Source organism: Candidatus Delongbacteria bacterium (genome assembly GCA_041675285.1).
In the GTDB taxonomy this organism is placed as follows: domain Bacteria; phylum CAIWAD01; class CAIWAD01; order CAIWAD01; family CAIWAD01; genus CAIWAD01.
Window position 1 is genome coordinate 91,301 of the sequence record JBAYTZ010000011.1, and the last position, 14,022, is coordinate 105,322.

Consider the following 14,022-nt stretch of genomic DNA (forward strand, 5'->3'; position numbering starts at 1 on the left):
CAATTCACTCGCGAGGCGTCGGCGGGAGGCGCAGCCAGTCCAGAATTGCCGGCGGCCCGCAGAGCCGCTCCAGCCGCTCGCCCCCGGCGGCCGGCAACAGGCCTTCGTGGCGCAGGCTAACCACGCCCGTCAGGTCGTGGAAGTCCCGCCGGGCCCCGAACAGCTCGTCGAACAGCAGGGGCCAGTTGTAGCTCTCCGGCAGCAGGAACCGCTGGGAAGCCCGGGTCCGGCGCGCGATGGTGGCTCCCAGCGCGGCCTGGTGCAGGAACAGCGCCTGACGGGCCTCCTGCCGGCAGAGGGCGCGCAGCTCGTCGTCCGCCGCCGCGCAGCGGAAGTCCTCCGCCCAGGCCTGGAGCAGCCCGGCCTCCGGCCGGACGACCAGGCAGCCGGCGTTGACGTAGGTGCGCACGCGGTCGCCGTCGGCCACGGTGACACAGGGAAAGTGGGCTGCCGCGGGCACGTCCAACAGCTGCCAGAGCCGGCTCCAGAACGGACCGGGCGCCGCGCCGGCCAGGGGCGCGATGTTGCGGTGCATCACGGGCCGCCAGCCCAGGTCCACGCCGGCGGGCAGCGTGAAGGCCGCCGGCTCCGCCAGGATCACCGTGTCGTCGTCCAGCCAGGCCAGGCCCGTCCGGCCCGCCGCCAGCGCCACGCGCTCCGCCGCCGCGGCCGCGCCCGGCTTGCCCGCGAAGGGCAGGCCCGCCGCCTCGGCCGGCGCCGCCGGGGCGAGCACCAGCCGGCAACCCGGCGGGCAGGCCAGGGCCGCCGGATCGCCCAGCCCGGGATCCAGATAGACCCAGAGTGTCTCGGCAGCCAGCGCGCCGCCGAACTCCCGCAGGCTGGCGGCCAGCAGGGCGGCGTGGGTCAGGGCCCGCGAACCGGCCACCCAGGTGGCCAGCCGCGGGGGCTCCGGCTGGGTGCGGGCCATGACGCAATCCTCCCGGAACAGACAGATGGGCAGGACCAACAGGGTCATCCACCACCAGGGGCGCATGGGATCCTCCTTCCGGCGCGCACAAGGTGAGCCCGCCGGGCCGGCGGGGCAAGCCCAATCTCCCGTTCCTGAAACTGTTGGTTTTTGAACAGCTTCAACAGTTCCAGTCGGCCGTCAGGGGGAACCGGGGCCCGGCTCCCCGTCCTCTTCGCGCCGGCCATCGGGGGCTTCGCCTTGTCAGCAAACAAGATCCCCTCACGGCCAAGCGGACGGTCCACCGCTTGGCCTGCTCTTTGCTCATCCCCGGATTCTACTGCCAATGGGGGAGTCGCGGGCCCAATGCCGTGGCTTCGGCAGGTGTCGAGACCACACATCTAATCAGACGGGGGGCAAGCATGAACAAGGCCTTGTTGATCTCTGTCCTGCTGGGCGGCGCCGCGCTCGCCCAGGCGGACTACACCAACGAATGGAAAGCCGCGAACTTCCCCGCGGACGCCAGCCGCTCCTACCTCAGCGTCTCCAACGGCGCCGTGGTGGTGCACGTCAATGAGAACCCGGACGAGAATGGCGGGCGCTTCACCATCGGCACCGCCGCCGGCCAGTATCTGCTTTACGGCCACGAGTACGATCCCGGCACCTCCTGGGTCAAGCTGAACGTGGACGGCGTGGAGTCGGCCTTGGGCATTCCGGAGGCCCCGTACGTGAGCGGCGACGGCATCGTCACGCGCTGGACCCTGGGCGACATCCGGCTGGTCCAGACCCTGACCCCGGTCCTCGTGGGCGGCCAGGGCACGGTGCGCATCGAGTTCGACGTGGAAAACCTGGGCGGCGTGGCCCACGACGTGGGTGTCCTGCTGCAGATGGACACCATGGTCAATTGGAACGACGCGGCCCCCATCTCCACCAGCGCCGGCTACGCGGCCATCGAGACCTGCTTCACGGGCCTCGACGTGCCCAACAGCTGGCAGGCCTTCGAGGAAGGCCCGAACCAGGATCCCTCCCTGCTGGTGGGCTGCGGCATCTTGAACGGCTTCGGCGCCACGCTGCCGGACCGTTTCGCCGTGGGCCGCTGGGGCAATTTCTACGGCGCGGGCTTCGGCTATGAGTGCGAGCCCGTCGGCTACGGCGACAGCGCCGTGCTGCTCTGGTGGTCCACGCCCAATCTGGCGCCCGCCGCCCTGGACCACTTCCAGACCTACTACGGCACCTGCGTCGAGTACACCCAGCCCGGCGACCTCAGCCTGAGCCTGACCGGCAGCCAGGGCCTGTCCTGCGACGACGGCGAACTCAGCCCGAACCCCTTCGACGTGAACCTGCTGGTCACCAACACGGGCGACCTGCCTTGCACGGGCGTGATGGCCAACGTGACGGCCGCCGGCGGCCTGACGGGCGGCGGTCTGATCTCCATCGGCGACCTCGCCCCCGACCAGACCGTCCAGGTGGGCTTCTTCCTGACGGCCCTGGACGAGTATTGCGGCGGCTACGGCTATTTCAACATCGAGGTCTTCTCCCAGACCTGCCCGACCAACAGCATCTCCCGCGAGCTCTACATCCCCTGCTGCGAGCAGGTGGGCGCGCTGGACCAGCCCGTGGCCTTCGGCCTGGGCGCCAACTACCCGAACCCCTTCAACCCAGTCACCACGCTCTCCTTCAGCATGGCGGAGACGGGCCAGGCCACGCTGACCGTGCACAACCTGGCCGGCGAGACTGTCGCCACCCTGTGGAACGGACCCGCCCAGCGCGGCACGCATGAAGTGGTCTTCGACGGCGCGGCGCTGCCCAGCGGCCTGTACCTCTACACGCTGACCAGCGCGCAGGGCGTCCAGACCCGCAAAATGGTCCTGTCCAAGTAAGCCCCGGCGCGGGCTTCAGCAGCTCGACCCTGAGCGCCCCGGCCTGACCGCCGGGGCGCTTTTTCATGCCCTCCGCCCGCCCCTTTCCACCCCCGAGCGGGCTGGGAAGCGGCCGCGGCCTGTTCTCATACCTTCACAAAGGAGTTTGAAATTGAACAGTCCATTCTATTGGATGTCCCGGCGGCAGACCCGTCCTTCCTCCAGTCGGTGCAACGCCGACCTCCAGTGCCTGGAACCTGATTTGAACCACCACACACAGCGCGGGCCCGCCCCGCAGAAGGAGTCCTTCGGATGAACCGCTTGAACTTGCATCTCGTCCTGGCCGGCGGCCTGCTGGCCGTCAGCGCCCCGTCCTCGTGGGCCGTGGAAGTCTTCACCCTGCGCAGCGGCAACGGCCCCGCCGGCGGCTACGATACCCAGCTCACCTATCTGGCTGGACCGGCGGAGGCCGAGTTCGGCGTGCCCCTGGTGCCGGCCCAGTTCACCGCGGCCCAGGGCGGTCCCCCGGCCGGCATCCTGCCCGCCGTCATCAGCGTCTGGATTCCCTCCCTCCCGGCCGATCCGCTGGCCCAGTGGGTCAACGACACCCTGGATCCCTACAGCGGCAGCACCTGCCTCTACGCCATCAACTTCGAAGTCCATGCCTCCTGTGTCCGCTCGGCCAGCCTCGACTTCCACTTCGCCTCGGACAACTGGATCGGCGAGTCCTGGGCCCTGGTCAACGAGGGCCTCTACCTCAATGGCACGGCGCTCCCCGGCACCATCGGCGGCAACTACGGCGCCCAGACCGACCTGCTGGGCTTGAATGTCAGCGGGCTGGTGCTGCCCGGCGTGAACACGCTCTATATCCTGTCCAGCGACGTGGGCGGCCCGAGCGGGCTGATCTTCAGCGGGACGGTCACGGTGGAGGGCTGCGACGGCACGGTGGGCGCCCAGGAGCAGACGGCGTCCTTCGAACTGGGCGCGGCCTATCCCAATCCCTTCAACCCCGTCACCACCCTGCCCTTCGTCATGGCCGAGACGGGCCAGGCGGAGCTGGTCGTCCACAATCTGACGGGTCAGCGCGTGGCCATCCTGTTCCAGGGCCTGGCCGAGCGCGGCACCCACGAGGTGTCCTTCGACGGCGCGGCCCTGCCCAGCGGACTCTACCTCTACACGCTGACCACGGAGCAGGGCAGCCAGACGCGCAAGCTGGTGCTCAGCAAGTAACGCCCCCTCGCAGCCAGTTACCCTCCAAGCCCCGCACTCCGCGGGGCTTGGTTTTTCTACCACCAACCTGTCGGAATTTGGACGACGCCTGACCATTCCTGCACAAGCTCCCGGCGCTCCGCCCGCGGCCGGTCCCGCCTGGCAACCAAATGGTTCTGTTTTTGCCCCCTTTAGCCCAGCTTGCCGCCCGTTGAATCGGACCGCCGCAGTTCGAATCTTGGCCCGCCCCTTGCGGGTTTCCCCGGCAACCGGGTCTTCGTGCCCTGAAGCCCGGTCCACCACACACAGCCCCCAAACGAAAGAAGGACACCACATGAAACTCGCACTCAACCTGTACCTGCTGCTGGGTTGCACCCTGGCGGCACTGGCCACCGACGAAGCCGCGCGCAAGCAAGAGCTGCTGCCCGAGTCCACCTCGCGCGCCTATCTCTCCTCCAGCAACGGCATCGTGACCGTCAACGTCAGCGATGCGGGCAGCAGTTACGAGGGCCGCTTCACCATCGGCACCGCGGCCGGCGAACGCCTGCTCTACGGCCACAACGACGCCGACCCGGTCACCAGTTACACGCGCCTGAAGGTGGACGGCGTGGTCTACGGCCAGGGCCCCTCCATGAGTGGCACCTACGATGCGCCGCTGACGCTGCTGGCGGGACCCGCGGCCGTGGGAGCGGCCATCGTCACCCAGTACGGCGCGGGCGGAGTCACCCTGATCCAGACCGTCACCCCCACGGTGGTGGCCGGCTCGGGTACCGTGCGCATCGAGTACGACATCCTGGGCGACGCCACGTATCACGAAGTGAGCCTGCTGCTGGAGATGGACACCATGGTGGACGCCAACGACGCGGCGCCCCTGTCCACCAGCTACGGCTACACGGCGGTGGAGACCTGCTTCGAGACCGGCACGGTGCCCAACATCTGGCAGGCCTTCGAAGTGGGCCCGACCCAGGGACCCGATGACCTGGTGGGCTGCGGCATCCTGAGCGGTTTCGGCGCCACCCTGCCGGACCGCGCGGCCTTCGGCCAGTGGGGTTCCTTCTACAACGCCGCCTTCAACTACGTCTGCAGCGGCCTGCCCTACGGCGACAGCGGCTGCCTGCTCTGGTGGGAGGCGGGCGTCCTGCAGCCCTTCCAGACCCGCCACTACCAGACCTACTACGGCACCTGCGACGTGCAGGTGGTGCCGGGCGAGCTCTCCCTCAACCTGGGCGGCAACACGGCCCTCTCCTGCGACAACGGCGAGCTGACGCCCAATCCCTTCGACGTGAACCTGCTGGTCACCAACACGGGCGGCGACGTGTGTCACGACGTGCATGCCGTGCTCACCGCGGGTGCGGGCCTGATCGGCGGCGGCCCCGTGTTCATCGGCGACCTGGCCCCGGGCCAGACGGGCGCCGCATCCTTCTCGCTGACGGCCTTGGGCAATCCCTGCGACCGCAGCATTCCCTTCCTGATCGAGGTGATGTCCGCCGACTGCCCGCCCAACTCCGTCACGGGCGAAGTCTACGTGCCCTGCTGCGAGGTGGTGGGCGCCGAGGAGCAGGCGCTGGCCTTCGGCCTGGGCGCGGCCTACCCCAATCCCTTCAACCCGGTCACCACGCTCTCCTTCACGCTGGAGACCACCGGACAGGTGGAGCTGGTCGTGCACAACTTGGCCGGCGAGCAGGTGGCCACCCTCTGGAACGGTCCGGCGGAGCGCGGCCTGCACGAGGTGCAGTTCGACGCCTCGGCCCTGCCCAGCGGCTTGTACCTCTACACGCTGAGCACCGAGCAGGGTCGCCAGACGCGCCGGATGCTGCTCACCAAGTAAGTCGTCACTCCAACACGCAAGGCGCCCCGGCGGTCACCGTCGGGGCGCTTCTGTTGTGCGGAATGCGCCGGGCGTGTTGCGGGCTACTCGTAGAGCAGGCGCACCAGCCCTTCGAAGAGCGGGAAGTTCAGGTCTGTCACCATCTCACGCCGGATGACCCGCAGGGCTTCGAAGGCGCCCAGGCTGGTCTTGTAGGAGCGCACGCTGGTGAGGGCGTCGTAGACGTCCGCAAGGGCGCAGATCTGGGCATAGGGATGGATCTCGCCGCCCTCCAGGCCGTGCGGATAGCCGCCGCCCCCCACGCGCTCGTGGTGCTGGCCCACGATGGAGGCCACGGCCGGGTCCAGGCTGCCGCTCTCCTGCACCAGCTGCAGGCCCAGAGCGGGATGGGCGCGCATCTCCAGGCGCTCGGCCTCCGTGAAACGCCCGCGCTTGTTGAGCAGGGCGGGATTGACGAAAACCTTGCCGATGTCGTGGAGGAAGAAGCCCGCGGCCAGCTCGTGCAGGTCGTGGGCGTCGGAGTGGCGATAGTGGTTGCGGGCCAGCAGCAACGAAAGCAGGCCCACGTTGACCGAGTGGCCCCAGGTGTAGACGTCGTGGGCCGTGAGACGCAGCAGTCCGCTGGCCAGGGCGTCGTTGCTCAGCACCTGGTCCACCAGCTCCGTCAACCCCTGCTTGAACTCCTGCACGCGCTCCAGCGAGGGCTGACGCATGAGCCGGCCCAGCATGTCCGCGGTGGCCGCGTGCAGAAGCCGGGCCTTGGCCGGCGCACTCAGGTACGGATCGTGGATCAACTCCCGCAGGGCGGGCGTCACCAGCTCCTCCTGGTTCCAGCGGGCGGGGGGCGGCGGCTCCACGCGCCGGGCCGCCGGGGCGGCGGGCGGAACGGGCGCCACGCGGCTGCGCCCTTCGTCCACGGTGACGCGCAGAATGCCGGCCCGGGCCAGTTCCTCCACGTCGTGCAGGTCCTCCAGGCGGAAGCGGCTGCGCAGGAAGGGGTGCTTGTGCCAGGGCGGGGGCAGGATGATGTACTGCCCCACCTGAAGCTCCGTCACGGACAGCTGGCGCAGCTGGGACATGTGCCTTCCCCAAGCGAGAGACCCGGCCTGCCGGGACGATGACGCGCTCCCGGGACAGGCTCCCTCCTATCGGCGGCGCCGGGGTCCAGCTTCAGCGGCCCCAGCGCAGTAGCGGCAGAATGGGCAGCCGCGAGTCGGAGGCGTCATGGTTGAGCAGCCCGATCTGCAGGCCGTGCAGGCCCGAACAGCGATTGTAGAGTCCCAGTTGGAGGCCCTGGACGGACCCTGCCCAATTCACCACGCCCAACTCGATGCCGGTCAGGGAGCCGCAGCGGGTCAGGCAGGCCGACTGGATGCCCGTCAGCGAGCCCTCGGTGGCCGAATAGAGCCAGGCCTCCTGCAGACCCGTGAAGGAGCCGGCCACGTGGTTGGCCGCGCCGTACTGGATGCCCGTGCCGGAGCCGTCCAGCCGGTTGACCAGCCCGGCGTCCAGGCCCAGCAGATCGTGATTGCGCCCGTAGAACAGGCTCAGCCGCAGGCCCTCGATGTCCGCCGCGGCGGGCCGCAGCTGCACGGGATCCCAGACGGCCAGTTGGAAGGGTTCCGCCAATGCCAGGCGGGCCGCGCCCACCACACAGACCGCCGCTACAAACACCCGGTTCATCACCTGTCCTCCCAATCCGTGAGACAATTTCCGACTGGACAAAACTGGCATATTGGCGGCTGGACGCCCCGCCCGGGTCGTCCGCAACTGGAATCGGGAGAGCCCATGCACGGACCGTCCCTGCAGCACCTGCGTCACGAGCATCGCTACCACGTGGACCAGAGCCGGGCCCGGCGCCGGACCTTCCAGGTCATCCTGCTCTCGGCCGCCATGATGGTGGGCGAGATCCTGGTGGGCAGCTGGACGGGCAGCATGGCCCTGCTGGCGGACGGCTGGCACATGGCCACACACGTGGCGGCCTTCGGGATCGCGCTGGCCGCCTACCGCTTCGCCGAGCGGCACGCCGACGATCCGCGCTTCACCTTCGGCACGGGCAAGGTGGGCGTGCTGGGCGGCTTCGCCAGCGCCGTGGCCCTGGCCGCGGCGGCGCTGATGATGGCGCTGGAGTCCATCCTGCGGCTGGCCGATCCCCGGCAGATCCACTACAGCGAAGCCCTCTGGGTGGCCGCGCTGGGGCTGGCCGTGAACCTGCTCAGCGGCTGGATGCTGCACACGGCGGAGGACGCCGCGCCCGACCACTCCCACGATCACCATCACGATCACGGGCACGCCCATTCCCACGCCCACGGGAAGGACCACAACCTGCGGGCGGCGACCCTGCACGTGGCCGCCGACGCCCTCACCTCGCTCTTGGCCATCGGCGCCCTGTTGCTGGCCCGCGGCCGGGGTTGGGTCTGGCTGGATCCGCTGATGGGCCTGGCCGGGGCGGGCTTGATCCTGCGCTGGTCCATCGGCCTGCTGCGCGAGACCGGGGAGATCCTGCTGGACGGCGGCGTCTCGCCCGATCTGCGCGAAGCCGTGCGGGCCCGCATCGAGGCGGACGGCGACACGCGCCTGGCGGATCTGCATCTCTGGCGGGTGGGACCCGAGCAGCTCTCCGCCGTGCTTTCGGTGGTGGCCGACCAGCCCCGCAGCCCGGCGGAGTACAAGGCACGCCTGGATGGCTTGAGCCGTCTGGCCCACGTGGTGGTGGAGGTCAATCCCTGCCCGCAAGGGGATTGCCATCTGGATGACCGGGAGTAGGTGCCTGGCACCGGCCTGGCACCGGCCTGGCACCGACCTGGCACCGACCTGGCACCGGCCTGGCACCGGCCTGGCACCGACCTGGCACCGGCCTGGCACCGGCCTGGCACCGACCTGGCACCGACCTGGCACCGACCTGGCACCGACCTGGCACCGACCTGGCACCGACTTGGCACCGACCTGGCACCGACCTGGCACCGACCTGGCACCGGTCTGGCACCGGCCTGGCACCACACCGGCTGTTCTGTCAAGAAACAGGGCCGGATGCTGCGCGCCCGGCCCTGAGTTCGGTCCAACTGTCCAGCCAAATCAACCAAACATGGCCAGCATCACACCTGCCGCGATGGCGGAGCCGGCGCCTCCGCCATCAACCAAACATGGCCAGCATCACACCTGCCGCAATGGCGGAGCCGATCACGCCCGCCACGTTGGGCCCCATGGCATGCATCAGCAGGTAGTTCGTGGGATCGGCGTCCTGCCCCACCTTGTGCGCCACGTGGGCGGCGATGGGTACCGCGCTCACGCCGGCGGCGCCGATCAGCGGGTTCACCCGATCCTCCTTGCTGAGGAACAGGTTCATGAGCTTCGCAAAGCCCACGCCGCCCGCCGTGGCCACCACGAAGCTGGCGGCCCCCAGGAAAAAGATCCCGATGGATTTGGGCGTCAGAAAGGTCTGAGCCTGGGTGGAGGCGCCCACGCACATGCCCAGCAGGATGGTCACGATGTCGATCAGCGAGGTGCGGGCCGTGGTGGCCAGGCGCGCCGTGACGCCGCTCTCTTTCAGCAGGTTGCCAAAGAAGAGCATGCCCAGCAGCACCAGCGCCGCCGGCGCCAGGAAACAGGTGACGATGAAGCCGAAAATCGGGAAGAGCACTTTTTCGCGCTTGCTCACCGCCCGGCTGGGCTTCATGTGGATGCAGCGCTCGGCCTTGCTGGTGAGCAGGCGCATCACCGGTGGTTGGATCACCGGCACCAGCGCCATGTAGCTGTAGGCCGCGATGGCGATGGCCCCCAGCAGATGCGGGGCCATCCGACTGGCGGAGAAAATGGCCGTGGGACCGTCGGCGCCGCCGATGATCCCGATGGCGGCGGCCTCCTTGAAATCGAAGCCGAAGTGCAGCGCGGCGAAGAAGGTGGCGAAGATGCCCAGCTGCGCGGCCGCGCCCAGCAGCACGAGCTTGGGATTCGAGATCAGCGCGCTGAAGTCGGTCATGGCGCCGATGCCCAGGAAGATCAGCGGCGGATAAATGCCCTTGCTGACGCCCTGGTACAACATGTTCAGCACGCTGCCGCTCTCGTAGATGCCGATGCCGTCCCCGGGCAGGAAGGGGATGTTGCCGATGACGATGCCGAAGCCGATGGGCACCAGCAGCAGCGGTTCAAAGTCCTTGTAGACGGCCAGCCAGATGTAGAGCAGGCCCACGGCGATCATCAGGTAGTTGCCCAGGATGCCGTTGGCGAAGCCCGTGAAGCTCCAGAACTCCAGTATCGTTTCCATGTACGCTCCCGTAGGGGCTGGCGCAGGCTAGGCCTGTTGAATCACCGCCAGCACGTCGCTCTCCAGCACCGAGTCGCCTTCCTTCACCCGCAGCTCCTGGACAGTGCCGCTGATGGCGCAGCGAATCTCGTTCTCCATTTTCATGGCCTCCATGACCATGATGGACTGGCCCGCCTGGACCTTGTCCCCCACCCGCACGTGCAGCTTGAGGACGATGCCCGGCAGGGGCGACTTCACCAGGCCCACGCCGATGGCGGCGCCGGGCTTTTCCGTGACCTGGGGCTTGGCCAGGGTCTCCGGGATCACCCGCGTGCGCTCCAGGCGCGGCGTCTTGCTGGCCTGGCCTTCTTCCCGCAGGATCTCCACGCTGTATTCGGAGCCGTTGACCAGCAGTCGGGCGCTCTCGTCGTCGTGGCGCAGGATCTTCACGTCGTAGGAATTGCCCTGCAGACGGAGTTTGTAGGTGCGTGCCATAACTCTCTCCTAGCTCCGGTTGGATCGGTCGCGGACGATGGTGCCCGTGGCGGCCGTGGCCCGCCAGCGGATCCTGCGCGTGTGCAGGCTGGTCTTGCCGTCCATCACCCACGGGCTGAAGGGCTTGAACATGGCGGTCCAGGTGAGGCGCTGGGCCTCCAGCTCTTCCAGGGCGTGGCTGTCCAGGTGGATGGCCAGGGCGATGGCGACCAGCAATTCACCCGAGACAGGATTGCCGTCGGCGTCCAGCACCTGCAGGCCCGGCTCGCTGGCCGGCTGGATCAGGGTGCCCAGCTCCACCGCCGGAGTGACGGAGGCGGCCGCAACGGGCACCTTGCGGTTGTTGGCCCAGGCGCTGAAGTACATGGCCATCTGCAACAGGGCCAGGCCCACGAAGACCGTTCCCATGCCCATGACCAACGCGCTCACCGCGGTGGATGTTTGGGTGTCCATGTGGCCTCCTAGAGCGGAATGTTGCCGTGCTTCTTGGGCGGATTGCCGTCCTTCTTGGACGCGCACATCTCCAGGGCCCGGATCAGCCGGAAGCGGGTCCGCGACGGGATGATGATGTCGTCCAGATAGCCGCGCGAGGCCGCCACGTAGGGATTGGCGAAGGTCTCGGTGTACTCCTTCTCCTTCTCCGCCAGGAAGGCCTTGGGGTCCTCCGCGGCGGCGGCTTCCCGGGCGTAGAGGATCTGCACGGCGCCCTTGCCGCCCATCACGGCGATCTCCGCCGTGGGCCAGGCGTAGTTGATGTCGCCGCGGATGTGCTTGGAGGCCATCACGTCGTAGGCGCCGCCGTAGGCCTTGCGCGTGATCAGCGTGATCTTCGGCACCGTGGCCTCGCAGTAGGCGTAGAGCAGCTTGGCGCCGTGGCGGATGATGCCGCCGTACTCCTGGGCGCTGCCCGGCAGGAAGCCCGGCACGTCCACCAGGGTGACGATGGGCACGTTGAAGGCGTCGCAGAGGCGCACGAAGCGCGCGGCCTTGTTGGACGAGTTGATGTCCAGCACGCCCGCCAGGTAGCTGGGCTGATTGGCCACGATGCCCACGCTGCGGCCGTTCAGGCGGCCGAAACCCGTGATGATGTTGGGGGCGAAGTAGCGCTGCTGCTCGAGGAATTCGTTGTCATCCAGGATCTCCAGGATGACCTCTTTCATGTCATAGGCCTTGCTCGAGCTCTCCGGGATGATCGTGTCCAGCAGCGGGCACTCGCGGTCGTAGGGATCGCGGCAGGGCAGGCTGGGCGGTTCTTCCATGTTGTTCTGGGGCAGGTAGGAGAGCAGCTTGCGCAGCAGGACCAGGCACTCCTCCTCGTCCTCCGCGGCATAGTGCACGACGCCGCTTTTGCCCACGTGGACCATCGCGCCGCCCAACTCCTCGTCGCTCAGCTCCTCGCCGGTCACCGACTTGACCACCTTGGGGCCGGTGACGTACATGGTGGAGGTGTTCTTCACCATGATGATCACGTCCGTCAGCGCCGGGCTGTAGACCGCGCCGCCGGCGCAGGGGCCCATGATGGCGGAGAGCTGCGGAATCACGCCCGAGGCCATCACGTTGCGCTGGAAGATCTCGGCGTAGGCCGCCAGGCTCTCGATGCCCTCGTGGATGCGCGCGCCGCCGGAATCGTTGAGCCCGATGATCGGCGCGCCCATCTTCATGGCCATGTCCATCACCTTGCAGATCTTCTCTGCGTAGGTCTCGGACAGGCTGCCGCCCAGCACCGTGAAGTCCTGGCTGAACACGAAGACCAGCCGGCCGTCGATGGTGCCCGAACCGGTGACCACGCCATCGCCCAGGAACTGCTGCTTTTCGAGGCCGAAGTTCGTGCAGCGATGCTGCTTGAACATGTCGTACTCCTCGAAGCTCCCGTCGTCCAGCAGCCGCAGCACGCGTTCGCGGGCCGTCAACTTGCCCTTGGCATGCTGGGCCTCGATTCGCTTCTCGCCACCCCCGAGCTGGGCCTGACGGCGCAGGGCCCTCAGCTTTTCCACGCCGGAACTCATGCGGCGTACCTCCAAAAAATGGATGGACTTCCCAAACCTGGGAGCGTCCAGTGGGCGCTTGTCAAACCAGGGAAGACTACGGGAGAAAGTGTTTGACCTTCAACCCTTTGACCTATCCCCATGGCAATCGGGAGAGCAGCTTTGCAGGAAGCGTGCCAAGACTGGCCCGACCGATCCAGATTTCCCGGGCCGGTTGCCGTGGGTTTACCAGTTTGCCGCAGACGAAATCGCACCACCGATCCGCACCCAAGCGGGGCGCGGGCCGGTCGCGGCACTGCTGAGGAATCATGAACGGCTCTCCACGAAGTCGCCGCGGGGCCCGACTGTTGTTGGTCCTGGGACTGGCCTGTGCCGGCCCGGCCCAACCGGCCCAGGATCCGGTCCCACCGCCGGCGGGACAGCCGACCTGGTCCCGCTACATGTGCCTGGGATTGAAGGACGGCAGCGTGCTGGTCTACACCTGGTGGGAGGTGACCCGCCCTGCCCAGCCCGGATCTCGTGGCAAGGCCGCCGCCCGGCTGAGCGGAAACGCGTGGTGCTTCACGCCCAAGCACGCCCTGATCGGGCAACAGCCGCGCAGCGTGCCGCTGGATTCGGTGCGCTACGCCATGACGGACACGCCCGAGCGCCTGCCCGGCGTGCCCACCCTGCGGCCCAAAAACCAAACGGCCCTCGCCACGGGGCTGACGGTCCTGGGTGGAACGTGGCTGATCCTGATGATCGTGGTGACCTTGACCTTCATCAGTCTGATCGTTGGGATTGCCGGCGTGGGGTACTGAAGGGACGGTCGGCGGCGAGCTACCAGCGGTTCCAGGGTGTGTCCGACAGGCAGGCGTTGCTGTAGCGGGGGTCCGCGCTGATCTCCTCCCCCAGCCAGGGTGGCGTGGCAAAGGACTCGTCCGGACCCTCCAGCTCGATTTCGGCCAGCACCAGACCGGCGTTGGCCCCTTGGAAGACGTCCACTTCCCAGACATGCCCGGCGTGCTCCACGCGCAGACGGGTTTTCTCCAGCAGGCTCGGCAGGCAGAGCGCCAGGCCCGCGCGGACTTCGGCGGGCGGCAACTCCACTTCCCACTCCGTCCGCACGCAGGCGCCGGCCTCCAGCCGGGTGGGCCCCTTCACCGTCAGCCAGCCGCGCTCGCATCCCTGCTCATCGGTAGACAAGCGAAGTCGCACCGTGCGCCCGGGGTCGCGGCTCAGATAGCCCTGCACCAGCCGCTGAGCGGGCCAATCGCCCAGGGCGGCGGGGTCCGCGACGAGGAAGCGGCGCTCGATCTCTTGCTTCATGGGTTCCGGTCCAATCATGGTCTGACGTCGACTCCCCCCTTCGCGTCCAACCCGGCTGACAGCGCTTGGCGAAATCTGGGGGCAGGGAACCAAACTGTGGACAAGGTGCCAGGCACCGGCCTGGCACCGGCCTGGCACCGACCTGGCTCCGGCCTGGCACCGGCCTGGCACCGACCTGGCACCCGCCT

The 14,022-nt window shown here is 68.3% G+C and carries 13 protein-coding genes; 5 read left to right on the plus strand and 8 right to left on the minus strand.

Features of this window, described 5'->3' with window-relative positions:
- Positions 1-4: 4 nt before the first annotated feature.
- Positions 5-994 carry a hypothetical protein gene (locus WC326_11610; GenBank protein MFA7331707.1) on the minus strand — a complete coding sequence of 330 codons (990 nt, stop codon included), beginning with the start codon at positions 992-994 and terminating at the stop codon, positions 5-7.
- Between the two features lie 335 nt (positions 995-1,329).
- On the opposite strand from WC326_11610, the gene WC326_11615 reads away from it, so the two are divergent.
- From WC326_11615 to WC326_11625, 3 genes are all read left to right on the plus strand, one after another.
- Positions 1,330-2,787 carry a T9SS type A sorting domain-containing protein gene (locus WC326_11615; GenBank protein ID MFA7331708.1) on the plus strand — a complete coding sequence of 486 codons (1,458 nt, stop codon included), beginning with the start codon at positions 1,330-1,332 and terminating at the stop codon, positions 2,785-2,787.
- A gap of 291 nt (positions 2,788-3,078) precedes the next feature.
- Entirely contained in the window at positions 3,079-3,996 is a 918-nt protein-coding gene (locus WC326_11620) for a T9SS type A sorting domain-containing protein (GenBank protein ID MFA7331709.1), read from the plus strand.
- A 313-nt stretch (positions 3,997-4,309) separates the two neighbouring features.
- The gene (locus WC326_11625; GenBank protein MFA7331710.1) at positions 4,310-5,803 is read left to right on the plus strand and encodes a T9SS type A sorting domain-containing protein; all 1,494 of its coding nucleotides are present in this window, start codon (positions 4,310-4,312) and stop codon (positions 5,801-5,803) included.
- An 83-nt stretch (positions 5,804-5,886) separates the two neighbouring features.
- Here the strand turns inward: WC326_11625 and WC326_11630 are convergent, their stop codons facing one another.
- Both WC326_11630 and WC326_11635 read right to left on the minus strand, forming a co-directional pair.
- A complete protein-coding gene (locus tag WC326_11630) occupies positions 5,887-6,882 on the minus strand; it encodes an HD domain-containing phosphohydrolase (protein MFA7331711.1) in 996 nt (331 codons plus the stop codon).
- A 91-nt stretch (positions 6,883-6,973) separates the two neighbouring features.
- A complete protein-coding gene (locus WC326_11635) occupies positions 6,974-7,486 on the minus strand; it encodes a hypothetical protein (protein MFA7331712.1) in 513 nt (170 codons plus the stop codon).
- 105 nt (positions 7,487-7,591) lie between these two features.
- Here WC326_11635 and dmeF point away from each other — a divergent pair, with 105 nt between their 5' ends.
- Positions 7,592-8,569, plus strand: coding sequence for a CDF family Co(II)/Ni(II) efflux transporter DmeF (gene dmeF / locus WC326_11640; GenBank protein MFA7331713.1), 978 nt, complete (start codon positions 7,592-7,594; stop codon positions 8,567-8,569).
- Positions 8,570-8,936: 367 nt separating this feature from the next.
- On the opposite strand, the gene WC326_11645 is transcribed toward dmeF, so the two are convergent.
- From WC326_11645 to WC326_11660, 4 genes are read right to left on the minus strand one after another with little or no spacing between them, the layout of a single operon-like run.
- The gene (locus tag WC326_11645; protein MFA7331714.1) at positions 8,937-10,067 is read right to left on the minus strand and encodes a sodium ion-translocating decarboxylase subunit beta; all 1,131 of its coding nucleotides are present in this window, start codon (positions 10,065-10,067) and stop codon (positions 8,937-8,939) included.
- A 27-nt stretch (positions 10,068-10,094) separates the two neighbouring features.
- Complete coding sequence (locus WC326_11650; protein ID MFA7331715.1) at positions 10,095-10,541, minus strand: biotin/lipoyl-containing protein; 447 nt, start codon at positions 10,539-10,541, stop codon at positions 10,095-10,097.
- Positions 10,542-10,550: 9 nt separating this feature from the next.
- Entirely contained in the window at positions 10,551-10,994 is a 444-nt protein-coding gene (locus tag WC326_11655) for an OadG family protein (protein ID MFA7331716.1), read from the minus strand.
- 8 nt (positions 10,995-11,002) lie between these two features.
- Complete coding sequence (locus WC326_11660) at positions 11,003-12,547, minus strand: acyl-CoA carboxylase subunit beta (protein MFA7331717.1); 1,545 nt, start codon at positions 12,545-12,547, stop codon at positions 11,003-11,005.
- 287 nt (positions 12,548-12,834) lie between these two features.
- Here WC326_11660 and WC326_11665 point away from each other — a divergent pair, with 287 nt between their 5' ends.
- Positions 12,835-13,326, plus strand: coding sequence for a hypothetical protein (locus WC326_11665; protein ID MFA7331718.1), 492 nt, complete (start codon positions 12,835-12,837; stop codon positions 13,324-13,326).
- A gap of 19 nt (positions 13,327-13,345) precedes the next feature.
- Here WC326_11665 and WC326_11670 read toward each other — a convergent pair whose 3' ends face one another.
- Positions 13,346-13,834, minus strand: coding sequence for a CYTH domain-containing protein (locus WC326_11670; GenBank protein ID MFA7331719.1), 489 nt, complete (start codon positions 13,832-13,834; stop codon positions 13,346-13,348).
- Between the last annotated feature and the right edge of the window lie 188 nt (positions 13,835-14,022).

Bases quoted from the DNA above. Each gene is read 5' to 3' on its own strand.
- WC326_11650 (MFA7331715.1), bottom strand. From the start codon at position 10,541: ATGGCACGCACCTACAAACTCCGTCTGCAGGGCAATTCCTACGACGTG.
- WC326_11615 (MFA7331708.1), top strand. From the start codon at position 1,330: ATGAACAAGGCCTTGTTGATCTCTGTCCTGCTGGGCGGCGCCGCGCTC.
- WC326_11625 (MFA7331710.1), top strand. From the start codon at position 4,310: ATGAAACTCGCACTCAACCTGTACCTGCTGCTGGGTTGCACCCTGGCG.
- WC326_11620 (MFA7331709.1), top strand. From the start codon at position 3,079: ATGAACCGCTTGAACTTGCATCTCGTCCTGGCCGGCGGCCTGCTGGCC.
- WC326_11660 (MFA7331717.1), bottom strand. From the start codon at position 12,547: ATGAGTTCCGGCGTGGAAAAGCTGAGGGCCCTGCGCCGTCAGGCCCAG.
- WC326_11630 (MFA7331711.1), bottom strand. From the start codon at position 6,882: ATGTCCCAGCTGCGCCAGCTGTCCGTGACGGAGCTTCAGGTGGGGCAG.
- WC326_11635 (MFA7331712.1), bottom strand. From the start codon at position 7,486: ATGAACCGGGTGTTTGTAGCGGCGGTCTGTGTGGTGGGCGCGGCCCGC.
- dmeF (MFA7331713.1), top strand. From the start codon at position 7,592: ATGCACGGACCGTCCCTGCAGCACCTGCGTCACGAGCATCGCTACCAC.
- WC326_11665 (MFA7331718.1), top strand. From the start codon at position 12,835: ATGAACGGCTCTCCACGAAGTCGCCGCGGGGCCCGACTGTTGTTGGTC.
- WC326_11655 (MFA7331716.1), bottom strand. From the start codon at position 10,994: ATGGACACCCAAACATCCACCGCGGTGAGCGCGTTGGTCATGGGCATG.
- WC326_11670 (MFA7331719.1), bottom strand. From the start codon at position 13,834: ATGAAGCAAGAGATCGAGCGCCGCTTCCTCGTCGCGGACCCCGCCGCC.
- WC326_11610 (MFA7331707.1), bottom strand. From the start codon at position 994: ATGCGCCCCTGGTGGTGGATGACCCTGTTGGTCCTGCCCATCTGTCTG.
- WC326_11645 (MFA7331714.1), bottom strand. From the start codon at position 10,067: ATGGAAACGATACTGGAGTTCTGGAGCTTCACGGGCTTCGCCAACGGC.